18 protein-coding genes, 3 tRNA genes and 1 rRNA gene are annotated in these 16,264 nt (G+C 37.8%); 20 read left to right on the top strand and 2 right to left on the bottom strand.

All coding sequences use genetic code 11. The annotated features are described in order from the left end of the window. The 15 genes from DW963_RS11900 to dnaB form a co-directional block, all read left to right on the top strand. Nucleotides 1-109: ribosomal RNA gene (locus DW963_RS11900) — 23S ribosomal RNA — on the top strand; the annotation flags it as partial. Nucleotides 110-296: 187 nt separating this feature from the next. Next, nucleotides 297-367 (top strand) — tRNA-Asn (locus DW963_RS11895). 43 nt (nt 368-410) lie between these two features. Beyond that, nucleotides 411-482: transfer RNA gene (locus tag DW963_RS11890), tRNA-Glu, on the top strand. Nucleotides 483-496: 14 nt separating this feature from the next. After that, nucleotides 497-567 (top strand) — tRNA-Cys (locus DW963_RS11885). A gap of 139 nt (nt 568-706) precedes the next feature. After that, nucleotides 707-1,423 carry a hypothetical protein gene (locus tag DW963_RS11880; RefSeq protein WP_117915994.1) on the top strand — a complete coding sequence of 239 codons (717 nt, stop codon included), beginning with the start codon at nt 707-709 and terminating at the stop codon, nt 1,421-1,423. Nucleotides 1,424-1,495: 72 nt separating this feature from the next. Next, entirely contained in the window at nt 1,496-2,590 is a 1,095-nt protein-coding gene (locus DW963_RS11875) for a YveK family protein (protein ID WP_158568724.1), read from the top strand. A gap of 20 nt (nt 2,591-2,610) precedes the next feature. Further along, nucleotides 2,611-3,195, top strand: coding sequence for a P-loop NTPase family protein (locus DW963_RS11870; RefSeq protein ID WP_117915990.1), 585 nt, complete (start codon nt 2,611-2,613; stop codon nt 3,193-3,195). After that, nucleotides 3,188-3,904, top strand: a complete 717-nt coding sequence (locus DW963_RS11865; RefSeq protein WP_117915988.1) for an NAD-dependent protein deacylase — start codon at nt 3,188-3,190, stop codon at nt 3,902-3,904. The genes DW963_RS11870 and DW963_RS11865 overlap by 8 nt, the downstream gene beginning before the upstream one ends. Nucleotides 3,905-3,927: 23 nt before the next feature. Continuing rightward, entirely contained in the window at nt 3,928-4,119 is a 192-nt protein-coding gene (locus tag DW963_RS11860; protein ID WP_022098960.1) for a DUF951 domain-containing protein, read from the top strand. A gap of 122 nt (nt 4,120-4,241) precedes the next feature. Then, nucleotides 4,242-4,529 carry a 30S ribosomal protein S6 gene (rpsF, locus tag DW963_RS11855; protein WP_022098961.1) on the top strand — a complete coding sequence of 96 codons (288 nt, stop codon included), beginning with the start codon at nt 4,242-4,244 and terminating at the stop codon, nt 4,527-4,529. Nucleotides 4,530-4,595: 66 nt separating this feature from the next. Then, complete coding sequence (locus DW963_RS11850) at nt 4,596-5,060, top strand: single-stranded DNA-binding protein (protein WP_117915986.1); 465 nt, start codon at nt 4,596-4,598, stop codon at nt 5,058-5,060. A gap of 17 nt (nt 5,061-5,077) precedes the next feature. Next, entirely contained in the window at nt 5,078-5,341 is a 264-nt protein-coding gene (gene rpsR / locus DW963_RS11845) for a 30S ribosomal protein S18 (protein WP_012740175.1), read from the top strand. 280 nt (nt 5,342-5,621) lie between these two features. Beyond that, nucleotides 5,622-7,685 (top strand): DHH family phosphoesterase, encoded by a 2,064-nt coding sequence (locus tag DW963_RS11840; protein WP_243269216.1) that lies wholly within the window; start codon nt 5,622-5,624, stop codon nt 7,683-7,685. Next, a complete protein-coding gene (rplI, locus tag DW963_RS11835; protein WP_012740172.1) occupies nt 7,685-8,131 on the top strand; it encodes a 50S ribosomal protein L9 in 447 nt (148 codons plus the stop codon). The genes DW963_RS11840 and rplI overlap by 1 nt, the downstream gene beginning before the upstream one ends. Before the next feature lie 34 nt (nt 8,132-8,165). Beyond that, complete coding sequence (gene dnaB / locus DW963_RS11830; protein WP_117915983.1) at nt 8,166-9,512, top strand: replicative DNA helicase; 1,347 nt, start codon at nt 8,166-8,168, stop codon at nt 9,510-9,512. A gap of 120 nt (nt 9,513-9,632) precedes the next feature. Here dnaB and fdxA read toward each other — a convergent pair whose 3' ends face one another. Further along, complete coding sequence (gene fdxA / locus DW963_RS11825; protein ID WP_012740170.1) at nt 9,633-9,803, bottom strand: 4Fe-4S ferredoxin; 171 nt, start codon at nt 9,801-9,803, stop codon at nt 9,633-9,635. Between the two features lie 258 nt (nt 9,804-10,061). On the opposite strand from fdxA, the gene DW963_RS11820 reads away from it, so the two are divergent. Then, the gene (locus tag DW963_RS11820) at nt 10,062-10,268 is read left to right on the top strand and encodes a DUF1858 domain-containing protein (protein ID WP_117915981.1); all 207 of its coding nucleotides are present in this window, start codon (nt 10,062-10,064) and stop codon (nt 10,266-10,268) included. Between the two features lie 91 nt (nt 10,269-10,359). On the opposite strand, the gene DW963_RS11815 is transcribed toward DW963_RS11820, so the two are convergent. After that, nucleotides 10,360-11,226: an adaptor protein MecA gene (locus DW963_RS11815; protein ID WP_117915979.1), complete on the bottom strand. Its 867-nt coding sequence runs from the start codon at nt 11,224-11,226 to the stop codon at nt 10,360-10,362. 190 nt (nt 11,227-11,416) lie between these two features. Here DW963_RS11815 and DW963_RS11810 point away from each other — a divergent pair, with 190 nt between their 5' ends. The 4 genes from DW963_RS11810 (at nt 11,417) to DW963_RS11795 (ending at nt 16,256) form a co-directional block, all read left to right on the top strand. Then, nucleotides 11,417-12,898 carry a serine/threonine protein kinase gene (locus DW963_RS11810; RefSeq protein WP_117915977.1) on the top strand — a complete coding sequence of 494 codons (1,482 nt, stop codon included), beginning with the start codon at nt 11,417-11,419 and terminating at the stop codon, nt 12,896-12,898. Further along, entirely contained in the window at nt 12,840-13,511 is a 672-nt protein-coding gene (locus DW963_RS11805) for a hypothetical protein (protein ID WP_117915975.1), read from the top strand. The genes DW963_RS11810 and DW963_RS11805 overlap by 59 nt, the downstream gene beginning before the upstream one ends. Before the next feature lie 192 nt (nt 13,512-13,703). Further along, entirely contained in the window at nt 13,704-15,395 is a 1,692-nt protein-coding gene (locus DW963_RS11800) for a glycosyl hydrolase family 18 protein (protein ID WP_117915973.1), read from the top strand. 72 nt (nt 15,396-15,467) lie between these two features. Beyond that, nucleotides 15,468-16,256, top strand: a complete 789-nt coding sequence (locus tag DW963_RS11795) for an N-acetylmuramoyl-L-alanine amidase family protein (protein WP_243269217.1) — start codon at nt 15,468-15,470, stop codon at nt 16,254-16,256. Nucleotides 16,257-16,264: the final 8 nt, after the last annotated feature.

Below are 16,264 nucleotides of genomic sequence, written 5' to 3'. Positions count from 1 at the left end.
TAACGTAAGTTAGTAAGACCCCTTGAAGACGACGAGGTAGATAGGCAGAAGGTGGAAGTGTGGTGACATATGGAGCTGATCTGTACTAATAGGTCGAGGGCTTAACCAAAAGAAAAGGTTAAGACGGTTTGGATAGAACAAAGAGAGTTATTCTTAAGAGTAATCGGATGAAAAAGTATTTGCAAAGACAGATATGGTATGATATATTTAATGTGCAGTTTTGAAGGAGCAATCCTTTTAAAAGTAAGCTGCTATGTAGCTTACATTTTTTCACATAATGGAAACATTAGTGATAATCCTCGATAGCTCAATGGTAGAGCACTCGGCTGTTAACCGAGTTGTTGTAGGTTCGAGCCTACTCGGGGAGCTAAGAATAAGTGGCGTTCACTTGCCCATGAATTCTTTAATGCGGCTCCATGGTCAAGCGGTTAAGACACCACCCTTTCACGGTGGTATCAGGGGTTCAAATCCCCTTGGAGTCATTTATCAATAATAAGGCGACATAGCCAAGTGGTAAGGCGTGGGTCTGCAACACCCTGATCACCAGTTCGAATCTGGTTGTCGCCTCTGTAAGCTTTAATCCTTAAGGATTAAAGCTTTTTTTAATTTTACTGTGAGCGGAATATTGAAGAATAATTAAACATTTTCTTTCTGAATAATAACAGGTATGTTATAATTATGAAAAATGTGCAGTATGGAGGGTAGAATGAAAGGACTTGGAAAATATAAGGCCGTAATTGCTTTATTGTGTTTTACTGCAACAATTTTTAGTGGTTGTGGGAAAAAACCGGATGCTGTAATTACAGATGGGGGTGACGTTACAGTAGTAAGTGCAGAGCATGAGACGGTGGAAGAAAGCAGTGCAGATATATTTACGTATAAAGATCTTAAGATAGGTAATGTATCGTATTTAATGACAGAGTCACAGGTAATGGCAATCCTTGGTAAACCTACAGAGGAAACTGAGACTAATGGAAAGAAAATCTATTCATATAATGAAATGTCCATAGGATTTCAGAAATTGAATAACAATAATAAGCCTGACTGGAATGGTACATACAAAGTAGTACAGGCGGCATCAATAGGAAATAATGATGTGTTTTCAAGAGATTTGCGGGTTGGTGATTCTACAGAAGATATATTGAAATGTTATTACAGGGACACAGATTATCAGGATCATTTATATATATCAGAAGATAAATCTGTTGAATATGGAAAATTTCTGTATGGGGACAGTACTATTTCTGATTTGAATAAGACTGAGAAGACAGATACATTTGCATATGGGTTAATTAATTATAAGGCTATAGCAGTATGGAGACAGCCGAAAGTTATAATATTGAATTCATATATTTTGATGGAAAATACAAGAGTGACAAGGCAACGATTTATGATGATTATGCCACGCTTGATTTTGAGATAGACAATAATGGTAAGATAACAGCAGTTTCGTGGGTTTATAATCCAGAACGAAATTGATATGAGGAGGATAATTATGAAGAAATTTGCCAGATGTGTATTGATACTTATATTAGTTGCAGTTCTTAGTGGAGTTGGAGGATACATATATGAAAACAATACAATAATTCCAATGTATGAATCAGTTGCTAAACTCTATGTTGTGCCTGGTTCACAGAATGAAGCATCTATAAGAGCTAAGAATGGAGGACTTAATCAGGATTTTACAATTATATTCTCTAGTAAAGTTGTAATTGAATCAGCACAGAGAATTGCAGGAACATCAGAAGATATATCAGAATATCTTACAGTGTCTTCACCAGCAGATAGTAATATTGTAGAACTTAAGATTACTAATCCGGATCAGAATACTGCTAAGACATACGTAGATGCGATTGCCAAGACTGCAGTTAAGACGACAACTATAATCCCAGTTGAGTCAATCCAGATTCTTTCAGAAGGTACAAGTGATGGTGTGGCAACTAAACTACATTTATATTATAATACAGCACTTATTGTAGCTGCAGCCAGTGCGGCATGTGTACTTATTGAGGTAGTGGTGTGCCTTATATTGTGTGCATTTAAGAAGAAAGAAGATCATAGTGATGACGAATATGAATATGAGGCAAGATTTGGAAGATATGCATATTCAGGAGCTGGATATATAGAGGATAAAGCAGATTCTACGAAGAGAATTTCCTACGATAACAACACTCAGGGGAGCCATAGAAAGATTAAGACTGATGATATTCTGGCTGAATTTGATGATGAGGATGATGACGAGGAGTATGATGATTCATTCTTATATAGAACTTCAGATAAAGCGGAAGATAAAGTTGATATAGATTCAGATATGGAAGCTGCTGCAGCGAAGGAAGAAGATACAGCAGATGTACAGGATGCAGAGCCGGAAGTTACGGAACCAGAGGAGCAGAAAGCAGAGCCAGAAGTTGCGGAACCAGAGGAGCAGAAAGCAGAGCCAGAAGTTGCAGATTCAGAAGAAACAGAGTGGGTATCAACAGAGGTGGAACCAACATTAGTTGACGAAGAACCAGCTCCTATCGAAATTGAAGAACTTGCAACAAAACAGGTTGAATCAGGGGTTAAAATCCTCGGAAGAATATACAGATAATATGTGGGAGGAGGAATGATATGTTCAGCGTAAATATAGACAAAATTGTTAATATGACAGACAATGAGAAGAGATGTCACGATGAAGTCAGAGAAACTGTGAAGTCTGAGTTAAATGGTGGAAAAGTTCTTGCTGTAACAAGAAATGGAATTGGAGCATTTAAGATAGCATACAGTTTTGTAAGTGATGGCGAGAAAGTCCTTTTTATTGATGCCGATATTATGTCTGAGATTTTCCTTGGAAAATATAAGCTTGGAAAGAACCTGAAAGGTGTTACAGATTTTCTTAAAGATCCATCTGAAACAGCAGATTTAATATGCAAGACTAATAATCCTGATTTTGATATTATATTTACTGGAGTATTGGATGATGGTGTTATTACAGAAGATGAAGAGGCTGTTATGAAACAGCTTATTGATATGTATTCTGCTGAATATGACAGAGTTGTTGTAAGTTCAGATGAAGATGGCAGAATAGCAAAGTATTGTGATGGAACTGTTATCATGTATGAGGAAAGCGAGTTCGGTGAATTATCAGCAGAGAAGTATACTAATGAACTTGAGAACAATAAATGTAATGTTCTGGGTGTGGTAATTAATGAATAATATTGATACATTTGTGCAATTAGTGCAAGAGTCTGACAATATTGTATTTTTCGGTGGTGCAGGAGTATCTACTGAAAGTGGAATTCCTGATTTCAGAAGTCCAGATGGATTATATAACCAGCAATATAAGTATCCACCAGAAACAATTATCAGTCATTCCTTTTATCAAAGATATCCGGAGGAATTTTACAGATTCTATAAGGATAAGATGTTATATCCTGATGCAGAACCGGGGATAACACATTTGGCATTGGCAAAGCTAGAAAAAGAAGGAAAACTTAAGGCTGTCATAACACAGAATATTGATGGACTGCATCAGAAGGCTGGTAGCAGCAATGTAATTGAACTGCATGGTTCAGTTCTCAGGAATTATTGTGAAAGATGTCATAAGTTTTATGGTATTGATAAGATTATCAATTCTGAGGGCGTTCCGATGTGTGAATGCGGTGGAAGGATAAAGCCTGATGTTGTATTGTATGAAGAAGGTCTTGACGATAACAATATAACAAATGCTGTGAATTATATAAGACATGCTGATATGCTTATAATAGGAGGAACATCTCTTGGGGTATATCCGGCGGCAGGACTTATAGATTATTACAGGGGAGACAAGCTTGTTCTTATTAATAAATCAGCAACTCCTTATGACAGCAGGGCTGATATTCTTATTAATGAGCCGCTGGCTGATGTATTCAGGAATTTTATTTAATTAATATATAGCGGAGGTTTTGAATGGCGGGAATTATTCCATACGAAACTGGTGATATTGTAGAAATGAAAAAAAAGCATCCATGCGGGAGTAGCGAATGGGAGATTCTCAAAGCGGGTGCAGATATTAAAATGAAATGCTTAGGATGTGGTCATGAAATTATTATAAAAAGATCACTCGCACAAAAAAATACAAAAAAATTGAAAAAAGCTTGAAATTAACTTCTGGATATGATAAGATTTTGTCTTGTGATATATTTTTAATCCTTGTTCCTTCATGTACATTTATGTGTATAAGGATAGAAGGGACCAAAAGACCAGAAGGAGGTGCGACGTAGATGAATAAGTATGAATTAGCATTAGTTGTTAGCGCAAACGTCGAGGATGAAGTAAGAACAGCTACTATCGAGAAGGTTAATGAGTTAATCACTCGTTTCGGTGGTACTATTACAGATCCAGGCACAAGCGAGAAGAAGAAGCTTGCATACGATATCCAGCATATGAGCGAAGGATTCTATAGTTTCATTAAGTTTGAAGCAGAAGCTACTGCTCCAGCTGAGATTGAAAGCAGAATCCGTATCATGGATAATGTATTAAGATTCTTAATCGTTAAAGACGGAGAGTAATTTATTAATCCCGATTTTTAAAGATGACGTTTGACTTACAACTCTTTATAGAAGAGGAGATAAAGTATGAACAAAGTTATTTTAATGGGAAGACTGACAAGAGAACCAGATGTAAGATATTCACAGAATGCAGACGGTTCTATGGCAGTTGCTAGATATACATTGGCTGTAGACAGAAGACGTGGAAGAAACAGTGATAATGAACAGTCTGCTGATTTCATAAGCTGTGTTGCTTTTGGAAGAGCAGGGGAATTCGCTGAGAAGTATCTTCATCAGGGAACTAAGATTGTTGTTACTGGTAGAATCCAGACTGGTAGTTATACTAACAAAGATGGTCAGAGAGTTTATACAACCGATGTAGTTGTTGAAGAACAGGAATTTGCAGAAAGCAAATCCGCAGCAGCAAGTAATGGAGGAGACTCTAATTATGCTGCGTACACACCATCAAGACCAGAACCAAGCCAGGCGGCTGGAGATGGATTTATGGCTATTCCTGACGGAGTAGATGATGAGGGTTTGCCTTTCAACTAAGATAGGAGGTAAAAACCATGCCAGATAAGAAGGCTGAGAGACCAGAGGGTCAGATGAGAAGAAGACCAATGCGTAGAAGAAAGAAAGTTTGCGCATTTTGTGCAGATGCCAACAAGGTATTAGATTATAAGGATGTTGCTACACTTAAGCACTATGTTTCTGAGAGAGGAAAGATTCTTCCTAGAAGAATTACAGGAAACTGTGCAAAGCATCAGAGAGCTCTTACTGTAGCTGTTAAGAGAGCAAGACACGTAGCTCTTCTTCCATATTCAGTAGACTAATATATATTAAGACTACGAGCCGTAGCAGGGAAACCTGCTACGGCTTTTTTGCGCGGGCAGCGATGAGAGAAGACATGGAAGTCCCAGTCGTGCTTGCACGAACTGAGAACTTTCCATGTCTTCTCGAGGAGCGCCGCGACAATGCCAGAACGAAGTTCTGGCATATGAGCTGCCCGCAGCAGTGAGCCGTGCAATCCAGAATGTGCTTGCACAAAGCATACTTGTAGTATATTTGTATACATGATATAATTATTTTAATTTGATTATGGAGATGTGTGTTATGCCAGATAACAAATATGGGAAAAAAGCATTTAAATATAGCGGACTTCTGAGGTCATTTTTCGCATGGCCATTATATATTGGGGCGGTTCTGATTATAATATGTGCAATTATGTTCTGTGTTAATGTGACAGCAGCGACAGTTGTAAGCATTTTCATGGTTATATATCTGATGGCATGTGGCCTCATGTATTTCTATATGAGACCAAGAATAATGTCGGGAATAGTGGAGTTTGCATCCAATTATTCTCAGGTTCAGAAGCAGCTTTTGTATAATCTCAGTGTGCCATACTGCCTTCTTGATAATAACGGCTATGTCATGTGGACTAATAAGGCAATGCAGGATTGCTTAGGCATTAAGAGAGATTTCAGAAAGAATATTAATACTGTTCTTCCAGAAGTTACATCAAGTATTTTCCCAGATAGTGAAATTGGATTTAAGGAGATAAGACTTACATTTCAGGACAGGGATTATAAGGCTGAATTAAAGAATATTGACGCAGATTCTATAGCAGAGGGTGTTGATATAATAGAGAAAAGCATGGATTCTTCAATGTATGTAATGTATCTTTTTGATGAGACTGATATTAACACATATATACAGAAGTTAAAGGATGAACGATTCGTTGTGGGACTTGTGTATATAGATAATTATGAAGAAGCTCTTGATAGTACTGACGATGTAAGAAGGTCGTTGCTTGCAGGTCTTATTGATAAGAGGGTTAATAAGTATTTTTCTCCGGGTTCAGCAATTGTAAGAAAACTGGAAAAGGATAAATATATCGTTGTATTCAGATATAATTTCTTAGAGAAGCTTATGCAGGACAGATTCAGTCTGCTTGAAGAGATTAAGAGCATCAAGATTGGTAATGAGATGACGCTTACCCTGAGTATGGGTATAGGAACCGGTTCGGCAGAGTATTCTAAGAATTATGATGTGGCTAAGGCAGCGATGGATCTTGCTCTTGGACGAGGCGGAGACCAGGCGGTAGTCAAGGATGGTGAGAAGATTCTTTATTATGGTGGCAAGAGCCAGCAGATGGAGAAGAATACAAGAGTTAAGGTACGTGTTAAAGCTCATGCATTAAGACAGATTCTTGATAATAACAGTAATGTGCTTGTTATGGGACATACACTTGCAGATATTGATGCATTTGGTTCAGCATTGGGAATATATGTTATTGCCAAGAAGCTTGGCAAGGAAGCACACATTGTCCTTGGTGAGGTTACAAGCAGTGTACGGCCTTTTGTGAACAGATTCATAGACAAGGAGGAGTATCCGGACGATATGTTTATAAAGCCGGATGATGCGCCTTCTAAGATAAATGCATCAACAGTTGTTATTGTTGTTGATGTCAACAGACCACAGAGAACAGAGTGTCCAGAGCTTCTAGAAAAATGCAAGACTGTTGTTGTATTTGACCATCACAGAAGACAGAGTGACACAATTACTGGTGCGGTTCTTTCATATGTTGACCCATATGCATCATCAGCTAGTGAGATGATAACAGAGATGATACAGTATGTAGATGACAATATTAAGCTAAAGGCATTTGAGGCAGATGCGCTGTATGCAGGAATTAATATTGATACTGATGGATTTAACAGTAAGTCAGGACCAAGAACTTTTGAGGCAGCCGCATTCCTAAGAAGACATGGTGCAGATGTAACAAGAGTAAGAAAAATGCTAAGAAGCAATATGAATGAATATAAAGAGATTGCAAGGGCTGTAAGCCGTGTGGAGGTTTATAAGGACGCATTTGCAATATCAATATTTAATGGCGATGGAATTGACACACCAACTGTTGGCGGCGCCAAGACAGCCAATGATTTGCTTGATATATCAGGAATTAAAGCTTCTTTTGTTATCACTCCTTACGAGGATAAGATATATGTGAGTGCAAGGTCTATTGATGAAGTTAATGTACAGCTTGTTATGGAAAAGCTTGGTGGTGGTGGTCATATGAGTATTGCAGGAGCTCAGCTTACCGATTGTACAATTGACCAGGCAATTAATAAAATTAAGCTTACACTTGATAATATGATTAAGGATGGTGAAATATAATGGATGTTATTTTGTTAGAGGATGTTAAGACATTAGGAAAAAAGGGACAGATTGTTAAGATTAATGACGGTTATGCAAGAAATTATGTGCTGCCTAAAAAGCTTGGAATTGAGGCAACAGCTAAGAATCTTAATGACCTTAAGTTGGCCAGAAAGAGAGAAGAAAAAGAGGCAGCAGAAGAGCTTGCAGCAGCAAAGGAGCTTGCAGCTAAGATTAAGGAGTGCACAGTTACTGTTTCTATGAAGACAGGTGAAGGTGGAAGAACATTTGGAACTGTTTCAACCAAGGAAGTTGCAGAAGAAGCTAAGAAACAGTTAGGTCTTGATATTGACAAGAAGAAAATGAAGCTTGATGTGCCAATTAAGGCTTTAGGTAATTATATTATCCAGATAAAGCTCCATAAAGATGTAACAGCTGAACTGACAGTTAAGGTTGTTGAGAAATAAGTTTTAAGACACATTTGTAAGAAAGGGAATTACTATGGACGAGTCAGTGGTAACACGGGTGATGCCTAACAGCATAGAGGCTGAACAGTCTGTTGTTGGTTCAATGATTCTGGACAGACAGGCAATTATAACTGCCGCTGAAATCTTAAGGCAGGATGATTTCTACTACAGGCAGTATGGAACTATGTTCCAGACGATGGTAGACATGAATAACGAGGGAAAACCTGTAGATATAGTTACTCTGCAGGCAAGATTGAAGGAGACAGATGTACCGGCTGAAGTCTATAGTATAGAGTTTGTAAGAGAACTGTTATCATCAGTACCAACATCAGCCAATATAAGACAGTATGCTGGTATTGTTAAGGAAAAAGCAGTACTCAGGAATATAATAAGAGTTAATGATGATATTGCCAATCAGTGTTATGCGGGCAAGGAAAAGACTGAAGATATTCTTGCTGATACTGAGAAGAAGATATTCGAACTTGTTAAGAATAAGGGTGGTAAGGAGTATACACCTATTGATAAGGTCGTTCTTGAGGCACTTGACAGAATATCTGCGGCAGCAAAGACCAAAGGTGCCGTAACAGGTGTTCCTACAGGGTTCAAGGACTTAGATACTTATCTGTCAGGTCTGCAGCCATCAGATTTCATTCTTGTTGCAGCCAGACCTTCAATGGGTAAGACAGCATTTGTCCTTAATGTTGCTGAAAATGTAGCTATCAGACAGCAGATTACAACAGTTGTATTCAGCTTGGAGATGTCAAATGTCCAGCTTGTAAACCGTATGTTATCACTGGAATCAACAGTAGATGCGGACAAGATAAGAAAAGGACATCTGGATTCTAATGACTGGGGTAAGCTTATTGAGGGTGCAGACAGTATTGCAAAGTCAAAGCTTATAATTGATGATACTCCGGGTATCTCAATCGCAGAATTACGAAGTAAATGTAGAAAATACAAGATGGAGAATAATCTTGGACTTATTATTATCGATTATCTTCAGCTTATGAGTGGCAGCGGAAGCGGACGTTCCGAGGGAAGACAGCAGGAAGTATCTGACATATCAAGAGCGTTAAAGGCACTTGCGAGAGAGTTAAATGTACCAGTAGTAACACTTTCACAGTTAAGCCGTGCAGTGGAGCAGAGACCTGACCACAGACCTATGCTTTCAGATCTTCGAGAGTCAGGAGCTATCGAGCAGGATGCCGACGTTGTTATGTTCCTTTACAGAGATGATTATTACAACAAGGATACAGAGCAGAAGGGTATTGCGGAGATTATTATTGCCAAGCAGCGTAACGGTCCTATTGGAACTGTTAAGATGGCATGGTTGCCAGAACAGACAAGATTTGCAGATCTTTCAAGAGACTTAAGACAGTAATTGAACATGATATTAAAGGAAAACCCCGAATCAGTATTAAACTGGTCCGGGGTTTTATGTAAGTACCGTTAAGGTACATTGAACACCATCTGGTGAACGTTAATCTGTATCTTGTTCAGACTACTGTGGGTTAGGAGCGCCAACTGGACATGTTCCAGCACAAGCACCACAATCAACACAAACATCAGCATTGATTTCGTAATGAGCAGCACCCTCGCTGATTGCTTCAACAGGACATCCTGCTGCACAAGCACCACAACTGATACAATCATCATTAATTACATATGCCATAGTATATATCCTCCTTAATAATCTCTTTATTAACTGCCTTGGCAGTTGCTTTAGTGATATTATACGATAGCATTTGATAAAATTCAATATGAATTTTTATCAATAAAATATATTATTGCTGTTAGGTATAACTAACTCAAGGTAGAATAATAAAGTGAAATTAGTGTATTATTGACATTTATTCGGGGCAATATTATAGTAGATATGTTGAGCGGTACAAAAGTACCGATAATATTAACCTAATAACAGGAGGTCAGTATGACAAGAATTACTAAGGACACTACAATTGGAGAAGCTCTTCAGATAGATGCAGGAATTATACCTATTCTTATGGGAATTGGAATGCATTGTGTTGGATGCCCATCATCAGCAGGCGAGACATTAGAGGAAGCTGCTATGGTTCATGGTATTGATCCAGATATGCTTATTGAGGAGATTCAGAATTATCTTCAGTCTGTTGGATAATTAAGAGAATAACAGATAATAATAAAGCCGGGGCAGTTACTGCTCCGGCTTTACTAATATAAGGACACAGACTATTAAATATAATCTGTCATTATAATGTGCGTAGTATATGAAGGGCGTGTTCTGCGATAATACAGTCGCAATGCTCGGTAAAGAATCCTGTGTGATTATCGAATCCAGGCTCTTTCTTACCATATTCAGAAAGTATATTACACACTTTGTTAAAATCCTTCGCACTGCATCTGTTCTTAGTGATACAGAGATAATATTTTCTATCTGATGGATTCTTGTATAAAGAATTATTGTCATGGTAGAAAGTGTCAACAATAATTGCAGCACTGCTTATATCATCCATGGAGTCAAATGAAAATACTCTTGAAATATTCTCTTTAACAGAATTGTCATCTTCAGCCCTGGCAGCAGTTTTAGCTGATTGCGTGGCTGGTTTACCAGTCTTGGAATCAGAAGCTGCATTACTTAAATCCTTGTTAAGATATTCTTTCATACGGTTGAATATATTCATAAGTTCATCTTCAGGTATTCCCTCTTCTTCTTCTGCAGCTGAACATTCATCAAGCTCGTCATCAGCAGTTGGAAGGGAGTAATCAGAATAACTGTCACCTTCAATTGTTTCAATATCATCAAAATTGAATTCATCATCATCTGAATCAGATGGTGAGAAACGTGAAAATCTTGTATCGAGTTCTTCAGGGTTGTCCACCTTGGTAACAATAAGGACAATACATTCTGAAGAAATAGGAATTGCCTCTATCATAACAGGTGTATCCTCTGCCTCAAATCCTAATTCATATGAAGCCTGCTGCATCATATCCCGGAAGAGTTCTTTCGCTTTATCACTACCATAGGCAAGCTCATTAATCTTTAATTGTCTTGATGCCAGATCAGACTTGTTAAGTGTACATCTTATCTGGTTCTCATTAAGTCTTTCTATTTTCATAAGCCACCTCTGACTATACTTCATTAATATTATTAAAGATATAATACCCATTTTTGATGGATATGTAAAGGTGGTGTGATAACGCATGAATAAAATAAATATAAAAATTTTAAAAAATATATTGAAAATTAAAATATTATAGTGTATTATCTCTTTAGGAGATGTTTTTCATGTATCGTCGTAAGAGGAGGTGCATAACGAATTTTACGACAAATATGAAATCATAAAGGAACTATCTTGTTCCACACATTCTAAAGTTTATCTTGTAAGACACCGTATACTTGATGTGTACAGAGTAGCCAAGATATTTTCGGGTAACCAGCAGGATGCCAGAAGGCTCATGAAGGAGGCCCATCTTATTAAGAATTTGAAACATCCCCATATCCCCGTTATTTATGATATTGAACAGAATATTGGAGAAGATAATGATAGTATCTGCATTATCGAAGAATATATTGATGGTAAATCTTTGCGGCAATATGTTCATGACGAGACAGATACCAGAGGTTATCTGAGTGTACATGAGATATGTCGTATTGGCATTGAATTGTGTTGTATACTGGAATATCTTCATGGTTATAATGGCAATGGAATCTTACACATGGATATTAAACCGGATAATATTATGCTCGATAAAGACGGGAAAGTTAAATTAATAGATTATGACAATGCGGTTGAAGGTAATGCCGGATTGACAGTTGAAAGCGGAAGTCCGCTTTATGCTGCACCGGAACAGTATAACAGGGAGAAGGCTGTAATCCAGTCAGATATCTATAGTTTGGGGATGGTCATTTTATTTATGGTATCTCATGGACATATTGTGACAGATGAGAATCATAAATTGTCTGAAATATCTTCCAGATATTCCAGTTTGTACCATGTTATCAATAAGTCACTGCATCACGAATGGGGACTTAGGTATAGCAGTGTCACATATTTAAAGCAAGAATTACAAAGTATAATGAATTGGGGCGGCGGTACGGATGAAAAACTCTCTTATATAATACAGGTTGCAGGGGATAAGGCAGGTATAGGAACTACACACACTGTAATGTGTATGGCGCATTTTTTAAAGAAAAAAGGCATTAACTGTGTTGTGGCAGACAGGTCCGGAAGCAGAAGGGTTATACCGGCATTTGTTAAAGAAGGGCTGATGGATGACGGCTCTTATATATATAAGGGCATCAGAATAATTCCAGATTATAACAATGCGATATCGGTTACAGGAATAAAAGCAGAAGTTATTCTTGTTGATTCGGGGCATAACATGAGATGTCTTATGCATGATAAATGTATTGTGGACATGGTGGGGGATAATTATTCATACACGATGGTTTATGTAACAGGAAAGCACATATACGAAGAGAAGAAAAGATTTGCAAAATGTAGTGAGGATATCGTTTATATGCTGAATCTGGTGAGTGCAGAACAGTTTTATGAATTGTCGGTGATGTTTAAAGGAAAAAAATGCTACAGGATGCCATGCATATATGATTGGTGTGGAGATAATCCTATATTTGACGAAACAATGAATGATTTCTTACAGGATAATCTTTCTGGATTATGGAAAGTTTACAGGCCTGGTAGAATTAAGGAGTGTATTGGCAGGTTATATGAGAAGATTAGTAGTATCAGATATATTAAGAGGTTTAAGAAAAAGAAAAGTGAATAATGATGAAGCGGCTATGAATTATAAGACTGTCGGACTGATTGGCTTATGCAGCGGTGCCGGAACAACGCAGCTTGGTATCATGCTTGCTAACTATTTTTCTAATGGACTTCATCTGAAAACAGCTATTGTGAGTTCTGGCTTTGATGACTCATTTGACAGAATTAAAGAAGAAGAGCATGTGGGGAAAGTTAAGAATTATGCAGGAAGCAGACGAGGGTTTTCATATAAGGGGATAGACTTCTTTGGGGGAGTCAGAGAAGGTTTCGTTCATGTTATATCGGAATATTATGATGTGGTTATTGTTGAGGTTAATCTTGCGGATCTGAAAGAAAAGCTTGCTGATGGTCTGAGAGATGTTATGTCTTGCGAGTGTCGTATTCTTGTTGGCTCAATGGTTCCGTGGAAGTATGGTGAGTGTGTGAAAAGACTGGAAAGAATCAGAAGAATCTACAGTGTAAGAAACATGCCTATAGTTTCAGTTACATGGCAGGAAAAACGGGCAAAATGCATGGAACGTGAATTTGAACTCAGAGCATATAAAGCACCTATGGAAGAGAATCCTTTTGAGATGAAGGGAAGTGTCATTAAGATTCTGAGTCAAGTTGTAACCTGATAATTATTCTACGTCTAAAACTTCTAAAGAAAATATATCACAAATCATGCTCTATGGGAAATCCCTTTTGCGTAGCGTATGATTAGGTTTATGGCATATTTTTATTGTTGGTAATTCCGGGAATAAAGGTATGCCATTTTTATTGTAATATGATACAATGTCAGTATCTTAGTGCAAAGGAAAGGCAGATAAATGGAAACACACGGTAGAAAAAGAATTAAAGGGATTATCATTGCCGCTACGGCTGCAGGACTTGTTGTTATTGTAGCAGCAATGTTTGTTATAGTCAGATATACTCCTACTAAGGAGAAGATGAGCGGATATAAGTATTTTGATATAGATAAGAATACGGACAAAGTACTTGTAATGATTGATGGGGAAAGTTATCCAGACACAGGAATTAATATAGATGGAAGGTTGTATCTTCCGCAGGAATTTATAGCAGATAATATTAATGTCGGGTTTTATTATGATAAGGAGTCTGATGCAACGTTGTATTCAGACACTTCATATATCTATGCATTTAAGAAGAATCAGAATGATTATTCAGATGATACAGGTAAGATTTATACGATGGATTATAGTGTTATCCGTGATGTTGACGGGGAGTGCTTTATTGCGTGGGATTACGTTGCAGAACGCACTGACTGTGAATACCAGTATGCTCCAGAACCGGACAGACTGAATGTAACTCTTAAAAGCGAAGCTAAGCAGTGTGTAACTGCTGGTAAGAAGGCTGCTGTAAGATACAGAGGCGGAATCAAGAGTCCGGTGCTTGAGTATGTGAGCAAGGGCGACAGACTTGAATATGTTGATGATATTGATGAGTGGATTAAGGTCACAACAGTTTCAGGATATACAGGTTATGTGAAAAAGTCCGAGGTGTCTGATACATTTGAATATGTAAGAGAACAGAAGGCTGTCGAAGAACATAATTTTCTTCTTAAGAATGAAAAGATTACACTTGCTTGGTTTCAGGTGAGTGGAACAGCAGGTAATTCAAGTATAGATAATAATATGTCCACTATATCAGGAGTTAATGTTATTGCTCCAACATGGTATTCTGTGACTGACGCGTCAGGTAACATGTCAAGTTATGCATCAGCAGATTTCGTCAGCAAAATGCATCAGAGAGGTATTGATGTGTGGGCACTGGTAAGTGATTTTGATACAAATGTTGATTTTGCACAGCTTTATTCAAGCAATGCGGCAAGAACTAACATGGTTAACAAACTCGTTGGTGAAGCTAAGAGCTATGGCTTTGATGGAATTAATCTTGATTATGAGAATATTAAGAGTGCGTATGCAAAGGATTATCTGCAGTTTGTAAGAGAATTATCTGTTGCATGTGAAAGAAATGGAATTGTATTATCGACAGATAATTACAAGCCGGAGGCATATAACAGATGCTATAATCTTAAGGAACAGTCAAAATTTGTGGATTATGTTATCGTAATGGCATATGATGAGCATTATGCGGGAACTGATGCAGGCTCGGTAGCGTCACTTCCATTTGTAAAGGAGGCAGTTGAGGATACAGTACAGCTTGTTGGTAAGGAACATGTAATAGCAGGTATTCCATTTTATACAAGAATATGGACAACAACAGATGGAAACACAACAAGCAGAGCTGTTGGCATGCAGGCAGCAATCGATCAGTTAAACAGTGATGGACAGGTAGCATTATGGAATGACGACTGCGGACAGTATGTGGCTTCATATACGGTAGGAAGTTCTACAAGACAGATATGGTTTGAAGAAGAGAAATCTATAGAAGCCAAGATGCAGGTTATACAGCAGGAGAATACAGCAGGTGTTGCGTGCTGGAAGTTAGGACTTGAGAAATCCACTGTATGGTCTGTTATCAGCCAGTATAACAAATAAGTATCAGGTAATAGTAATAAGCGGCTGAATTCTGTAATAAATTAGTAGAGAATTACAGGTTTCGGGGAAAGTATGCCAGAAAAAGCCAATATAAGCAGGACACTGATTCTGCCATTAATGTCAATAATACTTCTTGTGTCTGTATATATGACAGCTAATGTACTTCTGCCGCTAAAGGCAGATGGCAAAGGAAACGGGAAGGATGATTATGTGAGTGATAATCAACATTTGTCAGATGATGCAGGAAGTGGTGAAGCCGTCGAGATGAATATTAATTTCTCAGAGAAATGTATAGTTATTGACAGCGGTCATGGCGGGGCTGATCCGGGAAAGGTTGGAGTTTCCGGAACGAAAGAGAAAGAAATTAATCTGGCAATTGCAAAAAAATTACAGGAACGGCTTGAAGATGCTCAGATTAATGTTATTATGACAAGGGACACAGATGATGATTTAAGTGTGGAGTCCGATAAGAGTAAAAAGAAAGCTGACCTGGAAAGAAGATGTGATATAATCAATAGCAGTGGTGCAGATATGGTAATTAGTATCCATCAGAACAGTTATGTCACACCTAAGGCAGAAGGTGCACAGGTATTTTATTATAAGAAGTCTGAGGAAAGTAAAAGAATAGCGCAGATAATGCAAGGGATTCTTGGTGAGAAGTTAGGTACAACAAGGCAGATTAAGTCAGATGTTAATTATTACATACTGCTTCATTCCAAGCTTCCGACAATTATATCAGAGTGTGGTTTCTTGTCTAATCCAGAAGAGGAGCAGAGACTGTGTACGGAAGAATATCAGGAAAAAGTGGCTGATGCTCTGTATTGTGGTATAATAGAATATCTGATGATGAATATGAAATAATGAAAGCT

Source organism: Eubacterium sp. AM46-8, from assembly GCF_003466705.1.
GTDB lineage: Bacteria > Bacillota > Clostridia > Lachnospirales > Lachnospiraceae > Lachnospira.
Note: the sequence above shows the minus strand (reverse complement) of the source record. Positions and strands in the feature narration are given on the sequence as shown.

What these genes read in the sequence shown, in the direction of transcription:
- DW963_RS11880 (WP_117915994.1), top strand. Translation starts at nt 707, where the DNA reads ATGAAAGGACTTGGAAAATATAAGGCCGTAATTGCTTTATTGTGTTTT.
- DW963_RS11875 (WP_158568724.1), top strand. Translation starts at nt 1,496, where the DNA reads ATGAAGAAATTTGCCAGATGTGTATTGATACTTATATTAGTTGCAGTT.
- DW963_RS11870 (WP_117915990.1), top strand. Translation starts at nt 2,611, where the DNA reads ATGTTCAGCGTAAATATAGACAAAATTGTTAATATGACAGACAATGAG.
- DW963_RS11865 (WP_117915988.1), top strand. Translation starts at nt 3,188, where the DNA reads ATGAATAATATTGATACATTTGTGCAATTAGTGCAAGAGTCTGACAAT.
- DW963_RS11860 (WP_022098960.1), top strand. Translation starts at nt 3,928, where the DNA reads ATGGCGGGAATTATTCCATACGAAACTGGTGATATTGTAGAAATGAAA.
- rpsF (WP_022098961.1), top strand. Translation starts at nt 4,242, where the DNA reads ATGAATAAGTATGAATTAGCATTAGTTGTTAGCGCAAACGTCGAGGAT.
- DW963_RS11850 (WP_117915986.1), top strand. Translation starts at nt 4,596, where the DNA reads ATGAACAAAGTTATTTTAATGGGAAGACTGACAAGAGAACCAGATGTA.
- rpsR (WP_012740175.1), top strand. Translation starts at nt 5,078, where the DNA reads ATGCCAGATAAGAAGGCTGAGAGACCAGAGGGTCAGATGAGAAGAAGA.
- DW963_RS11840 (WP_243269216.1), top strand. Translation starts at nt 5,622, where the DNA reads ATGCCAGATAACAAATATGGGAAAAAAGCATTTAAATATAGCGGACTT.
- rplI (WP_012740172.1), top strand. Translation starts at nt 7,685, where the DNA reads ATGGATGTTATTTTGTTAGAGGATGTTAAGACATTAGGAAAAAAGGGA.
- dnaB (WP_117915983.1), top strand. Translation starts at nt 8,166, where the DNA reads ATGGACGAGTCAGTGGTAACACGGGTGATGCCTAACAGCATAGAGGCT.
- fdxA (WP_012740170.1), bottom strand. Translation starts at nt 9,803, where the DNA reads ATGGCATATGTAATTAATGATGATTGTATCAGTTGTGGTGCTTGTGCA.
- DW963_RS11820 (WP_117915981.1), top strand. Translation starts at nt 10,062, where the DNA reads ATGACAAGAATTACTAAGGACACTACAATTGGAGAAGCTCTTCAGATA.
- DW963_RS11815 (WP_117915979.1), bottom strand. Translation starts at nt 11,226, where the DNA reads ATGAAAATAGAAAGACTTAATGAGAACCAGATAAGATGTACACTTAAC.
- DW963_RS11805 (WP_117915975.1), top strand. Translation starts at nt 12,840, where the DNA reads ATGAGAAGATTAGTAGTATCAGATATATTAAGAGGTTTAAGAAAAAGA.
- DW963_RS11800 (WP_117915973.1), top strand. Translation starts at nt 13,704, where the DNA reads ATGGAAACACACGGTAGAAAAAGAATTAAAGGGATTATCATTGCCGCT.
- DW963_RS11795 (WP_243269217.1), top strand. Translation starts at nt 15,468, where the DNA reads ATGCCAGAAAAAGCCAATATAAGCAGGACACTGATTCTGCCATTAATG.